At 64.0% G+C, this 6186-nt stretch carries 6 protein-coding genes; 4 read left to right on the top strand and 2 right to left on the bottom strand.

Translation table 11 applies throughout. The annotated features are described in order from the left end of the window. Positions 1–105 precede the first annotated feature (105 nt). From ACYQ6T_RS07690 to ACYQ6T_RS07675, 4 genes are all read left to right on the top strand, one after another. Positions 106–414, top strand: a complete 309-nt coding sequence (locus ACYQ6T_RS07690) for a hypothetical protein (RefSeq protein ID WP_459829582.1) — start codon at positions 106–108, stop codon at positions 412–414. A 105-nt stretch (positions 415–519) separates the two neighbouring features. Beyond that, positions 520–1266 carry an enoyl-CoA hydratase/isomerase family protein gene (locus ACYQ6T_RS07685; RefSeq protein WP_459829580.1) on the top strand — a complete coding sequence of 249 codons (747 nt, stop codon included), beginning with the start codon at positions 520–522 and terminating at the stop codon, positions 1264–1266. 15 nt (positions 1267–1281) lie between these two features. Beyond that, a complete protein-coding gene (locus ACYQ6T_RS07680) occupies positions 1282–1932 on the top strand; it encodes a trimeric intracellular cation channel family protein (RefSeq protein WP_459829577.1) in 651 nt (216 codons plus the stop codon). A gap of 188 nt (positions 1933–2120) precedes the next feature. Then, complete coding sequence (locus ACYQ6T_RS07675; RefSeq protein WP_459829575.1) at positions 2121–2504, top strand: hypothetical protein; 384 nt, start codon at positions 2121–2123, stop codon at positions 2502–2504. A 25-nt stretch (positions 2505–2529) separates the two neighbouring features. Here ACYQ6T_RS07675 and accC read toward each other — a convergent pair whose 3' ends face one another. Then, the gene (accC, locus tag ACYQ6T_RS07670) at positions 2530–4635 is read right to left on the bottom strand and encodes an acetyl-CoA carboxylase biotin carboxylase subunit (RefSeq protein ID WP_459829572.1); all 2106 of its coding nucleotides are present in this window, start codon (positions 4633–4635) and stop codon (positions 2530–2532) included. 18 nt (positions 4636–4653) lie between these two features. After that, the gene (locus ACYQ6T_RS07665; protein WP_459829569.1) at positions 4654–6186 is read right to left on the bottom strand and encodes an acyl-CoA carboxylase subunit beta; all 1533 of its coding nucleotides are present in this window, start codon (positions 6184–6186) and stop codon (positions 4654–4656) included.

Genomic DNA, 6186 nt, shown 5'->3' with positions numbered 1-6186 from the left:
TTACGGTTCTGGCACGCCGGGTTGATGCCACTGGTGTATACTGATCGAACGTGACCGCCAACCAGTCAGGCTCTTTTCCCTTTTCCTTTCCTCAAGGAGTTCATCATGAAACAACGCACGCTCATCATCGCCGCAACATTGGCCGCGGTCATGTTTTCTACTTCCGCATCGGCGCAAGGCCATCGCTACCGCTTCAGCCAGTCCAATACGCCGGGCTGGACGCTGATGACCCCTGAAGAGCGGATCGAGTATCGGAACAAGATGTTGTCAGCCAAGACCTACGACGAGTGTAAGGCCATTCAGGCGGAACACCGTAAGGCCATGGAAGCCCGCGCCAAGGAAAAGGGGGTGACGCTCCGCACCCCGAAAACGAACGCTTGCGACAACATGAAAGCCAAGGGCATCATCAAGTAATTGCACTTCTGCGAGGCCCAATCAGCGATCACTCTGTGCACCCTGAACGTGAGAGGGATGGAGAAGAGTAGGAACGAAAAAAGTGGCGCCCCCCCAAGCTACAGGGTGCACGAAGGGGTCGCCACCATCACCCTCAACCGCCCCCACCTCCGTAATCGTCTCGATAGCGACGATTTGCGTGCGCTGCGCGCCCATATCGACGCGGCAAACCGGGACACCGCGGTGCGCGTCCTCGTCCTCACTGCCCAGACGTTGCCTGAGGCGCCCGTCTTCAGTGCCGGCTTTCACCTCGACGGCTTTGGCGACCGTGCGGGTGACGCGGTGGATGAGTTCGCCCGCACAGCCGACGCGCTTGCTGGCGCGCGCCCGCTTACCGTGGCGGCACTGAGTGGCAGTCTCTATGGCGGTGCCGTCGATCTTGCAGCGGCGTGCGACTTTCGGGTCGGAATCCCTGGCATCGAATTGCGTATTCCGGCAGCCGTTTTGGGGCTTCACTACTACCCCAGCGGCATTCGGCGACTCGTTGCAACCTTTGGCCTTCCCGCCGCACGGCGGCTCCTCTTGGCCGCCCGGCCGCTTTCGAGCGACGAACTCCAACGCCTCGGTTTTCTCGATGAGGTGGTACCCCCCGATGGGCTCAACGCCGCAGTGGCACGCTGGTGCGCTGAGCTCGCAGCGCTTGCCCCTCTTGCCGCAGAGGGAATGAAGCAGACCTTACGGGAGATAGCCATGGGGCTCGACGCACCCGCAGCGTGGCGGGCGCGTGAGCAGCTCACCCACGAGAGCAGCGACTTCGCTGAAGGGCGACGCGCGCTCCGCGAACGGCGTCCCGCGCGATTTGTCCGGGAATAAGCCGCACAATCTGATATGGAAATCCCGACCCTGATCCTCTGGCTGGACCATTTCGGCGTGGTGGTTTTTGCCACCTCGGGCGCGATTGTTGCCGCACAAAAACGGCTCGACCCGGTCGGGCTGATCCTGGCGGCGACGGTCACCGGAATCGGCGGCGGGACGTTACGCGATCTGCTCCTTGACCGTCCCCTCTTCTGGCTCACCGCGTGGCACTATGTCGCGGTCACAACGGCCACAGCGCTCGTCGTCTATCTCCTCGGGTGGGTCGCGCCCCAGTGGAGCCGCCGCCTCATGACCAGCAAAGCGCTCGACTGGTTCGACGCGATCGGTCTTTCGGTCTTTTGCCTCATCGGCGCGCAGGCGGCGCTCGACGCCGGTGCCAACGGCTTCATCGCGGTGATCATGGGGATGATGACCGCGAGCTTCGGCGGACTCATCCGCGACATCATCTGTAACGAAATCCCGATGATCCTCCACCGCGAAGTGTACGCCACCGCCGCGGCGGCTGGGGCAGCAGCGTTTGTCGTGGCCGAGCCGCTCCTCCCCCACGATTGGGCGCTCGTACTCGGTGCGCTCGTCGCGTTTGTGCTGCGGTCGATGGGGATTCTTCGCGGCTGGCATCTTCCGGCGTACCCCGATCTGCACGAGCGCCGCCGCAAGCACTAACCCTCGTCGCCCCTCTCCTTTGTTAGAATCTCGCCGTTTACCGTCAAAAAGGGGAGTACTGTGTTCCGTCAAGCACTTCGTTCAGCTCTTGCAGCTCTGCTCGTCGCTGGCGCTTTTGCCGCTTCTGCCCACGCGGCACCGCTCTACCGCTGCACCACCCCGCAAGGCGTGGTCTGGCAAGAGGCGCCGTGCCGGAACGGCCAAGCGGTAGCGGTCAAACCCCAGCCCCGGTTGAACCCGGAAAAAAAGGGGGTGACCCATCGGGCACAGCCGAAGCGGCACGCCGCGACGCCCTCCAAGAAGAGATCGCCGCACTCGAAAAAGAGCGGCAAACACGCGCGGCACGCCACGCGGATGAGCTAGCGGCGATCCGCGCGCAGCCACTCCCGGAAAACGCCCGGGCGCGCGCTGCGGCGGAAAAGCAGCAGCTCGCGCTCATTCGTGAACGGGAGCGCAGCTACCGCGCGGAGTTGCGGCTCCTGGAGACGCGGGAAAAGGCGTTGCGAAGTGAGCTACGGGCGCTCACTCGCAACGCGGCGCGCGACGCGAACCGCCCGTCGCGCGGACGGTAACGGCGCCGCGCCTCACTCGCTCGTTTCACTCAAATTCGAGAATCACCTCGTCGACGGCGAGGCTCGCCCCAGGGGCGGCGTGGATCGCTTTGACCACGCCGTCGCGCTCAGCCCGCAGGATATTCTCCATCTTCATCGCCTCGATCACCACGAGCCGTTCGCCCGCCTTCACCGCTTGCCCGACCGTGACGGAGACTTCACGCAAGAGTCCCGGCATCGGCGAGAGGAGGTAGCGGCTCATGTCGGGCGCCTCTTTCACCGGCATCAAGGCGTAGAGCGCTGCGGCGTGGGCGGGAAGGACGAGCGCACGCAGTTGCGTCCCGCGATGGTGGAGGCGATACCAGACGCCGTCGCGTTCGACCTGGAGCACGATCTTCTGGTCGGCCACCGTGAGGGTGAGGCGAATTTCGCCAAAGCGCCAATGGGGGTCGAAGTCGATCTCGACGCTCCGCTCGCCTGAGCGCACGGCGTACCGTTGCGGTGTCAGCGCTTCGACCTCGGCGGGGGTACCGTATTCGCCCGCGTGACCGTCCCCCCCTTTGGCATACGCCGCGCGGCGTGCCTCGTCTTGGTCGTCAAAGACGACGACCTGCCGGGGTGCCGAGTAGGGGCGGAGTACCCCACGGCTTGCGCCGTTGCGGTTTTCGGCCACCTCGTACCAGACACCCGCAGGCCGCCCAGGGCGCATCTCGCCGGCACGCACCTCTTCGCGGTAGAAGAGCGCCGCGCAGATGAGTTTGAGTAACAACGGATCTTCCGCGGGCACCGCATCGGCCGAAAACCCTTGCGGATACTCCTCAGTGATGAACGCAGTGGTGAGCCGCCCCTCGCGGAAACGGGGGTGCTGCATCAGTGCCGCTTGGAAGGGGATGTTGGAGGCAATCCCGCGGATGACGAAGCCGTCGAGCGCCTCCTGCATCCGCGCGATTGCCTCGTCGCGGGTGGCGCCGTGGGTGATGAGTTTGGCGATCATCGAGTCGTAGTGCATCGAGATCTCTCCACCCTCATACACCCCGGTATCGACCCGCACCGCCCCCGGAACCTCCTCAGGCGGCTGGAATTTGACCAGCCGCCCGGTCGAAGGGAGAAAACCGCGGAACGGGTCTTCGGCGTTGATCCGGCACTCGATCGCCCAACCGCGAATCGCAAGATCCTCCTGGCGGAACGCGAGCGGTTCGCCAGCGGCGACGCGAATCATCTGCTCCACCAGATCCAACCCGGTAATCATCTCGGTCACCGGATGTTCCACCTGCAGCCGGGTATTCATCTCAAGGAAGTAGAACGACCGGTCTTTGCCGACAACGAACTCGACGGTACCCGCCGACTGATACCCCACCGCGCGGGCGAGCCGCACCGCCTGTTCGCCCATCGCGCGGCGCATCTCGGGGGTGACAAAAGGGCTTGGGGCCTCTTCGATCACCTTCTGGTGGCGCCGCTGAATCGAACACTCGCGCTCAAAGAGGTAGACGACGTTGCCATGGGCGTCGCCAAGCACCTGGATCTCGATGTGGCGCGGCTCTTCGACAAACTTCTCGATAAAGACGCGATCGTCGCCGAAAGCGTTACGCGCCTCATTGCGGCACGATTCGAACCCTTCGCGGCATTCGGCGTCGTTGCGTGCCACCCGCAACCCCTTGCCGCCACCGCCTGCGGAGGCTTTGATCATCACCGGGTAGCCGATCTCGCGCGCGATCCGCACCGCCTCTTCCGCCGACTCGACCGGATCGGTGTAGCCGGGGATGGTGTTCACGCCCGCCTGTTGCGCCAGTTTCTTCGACGCAATCTTGTCGCCCATCGCCGCAATCGCAGCCGCTTTCGGGCCGATGAAGACGATGCCGTTCCGCTCGAGAAGCTCGGCGAAGGCTTCGTTTTCGGAGAGGAACCCGTACCCGGGGTGGACCGCTTCGGCACCCGTTGCACGGCACGCCTCGAGAATCTTGTCGGCGCGCAGATAGGAGTCGCGCGCCGGGGCCGGACCCAGACAGACCGCTTCGTCCGCCATCTCGACGTGGAGCGCGCGGGCGTCGGCCTCTGAATAGACCGCAACGGTGCGGATGCCCATTCTCCGGGCCGTTTTGATCACGCGGCAGGCGATTTCGCCGCGGTTCGCGATGAGGATTTTGCGAAACATACCTTTCCCCCGATTCGGTTAGAGCGGCATCGTGTTGTGTTTGCGCCACGGATTCTCGAGCACCTTGGTCTCGAGCATCGCCAGCGCCCGGCTGATCCGGCTGCGGGTCGCGTGGGGCATGATCACATCGTCGATGAAGCCGCGGTGCGCCGCCACAAAGGGGTTGGCGAACTTCGCCTTGTACTCCGCTTCACGCGCGGCGATCCGCTCCGGGTCCCCCTTCTCGTTACGGAAGATGATCTCGACCGCCCCTTTCGGCCCCATCACCGCGATCTCGGCCGTGGGCCAGGCGAGGTTCACGTCACCCCGGAGATGTTTCGACGCCATCACGTCGTAGGCGCCGCCGTAAGCCTTGCGGGTGATCACCGTCACTTTGGGCACGGTCGCCTCGGCGTAGGCAAAGAGGAGTTTCGCGCCATGTTTGATGATCCCGCCATACTCCTGCGCCGTTCCGGGCAGAAACCCCGGGACATCAACGAAGGTGACGATCGGAATGTTGTACGCGTCGCAGAAGCGGACAAAGCGGGCCGCTTTGATCGAGCTTTTGATGTCGAGGCACCCGGCGAGCACCATCGGCTGGTTCGCGACCACCCCCACCGTCTGCCCGTTGATGCGGCCGAAGCCGATCACGATGTTCTTCGCGTAGTCGGGCTGGAGCTCGAAAAAGTCCCCCTCGTCCACCACCTTGACGATCAGCTCTTTCATGTCGTAAGGCTGGTTGGGGTTCTGCGGCACCAAGGTGTCGAGCGAATAGTCGAGCCGCTCGGGGTCATCGCTCGTCGCGCGCACCGGCGGTTTTTCGCGGCTATTGAGCGGGAGAAAATCGAAAAAGCGGCGCAGCGCCAACAGCGCCTCGATGTCGTTCTCAAACGCGAGGTCGGCCACCCCCGATTTGGTCGTGTGGGTGATCGCCCCGCCGAGCTCCTCGGCGGTCACCTCTTCGTGGGTCACCGTTTTGACGACGTCAGGGCCGGTGACGAACATGTAGGAGGTCTCTTTGACCATGAAGATGAAGTCGGTCATCGCCGGGCTATAGACGGCACCCCCTGCGCACGGCCCCATGATCAGCGAAATCTGCGGGATGACCCCAGAGGCCAAGACGTTGCGCTGGAAGACCTCCGCGTAGCCGCCCAAGGAGGCGACCCCCTCCTGAATGCGGGCGCCGCCCGAATCGTTGAGGCCGATCACCGGCGCCCCCACCTTCATCGCCTGATCCATGATTTTGCAGATCTTCTCGGCGTGGGCCTCAGAAAGCGACCCGCCAAAGACGGTGAAGTCCTGGCTGAAGACGAAGACGAGGCGGCCGTGGATCGTCCCGTAGCCGGTGACTACCCCATCGCCGGGAATGTGCTCACTCTCCATCCCGAAATCGGTGCACCGGTGCTCTTTGTAGAGATCCCACTCTTCGAAACTACCGGGGTCCAACAGGAGCGCAATCCGTTCGCGCGCGGTGAGCTTCCCCTTTTTGTGCTGCGCGGCGATCCGCTGCTTGCCGCCCCCGAGGAGCGCCTGCTGGCGTTTCGCCGCCAACTGTTCCAGAATGGCCTGCAT

Source organism: Hydrogenophilus islandicus, assembly GCF_054657095.1.
This window is presented reverse-complemented; position numbering and strand designations above follow the sequence as displayed.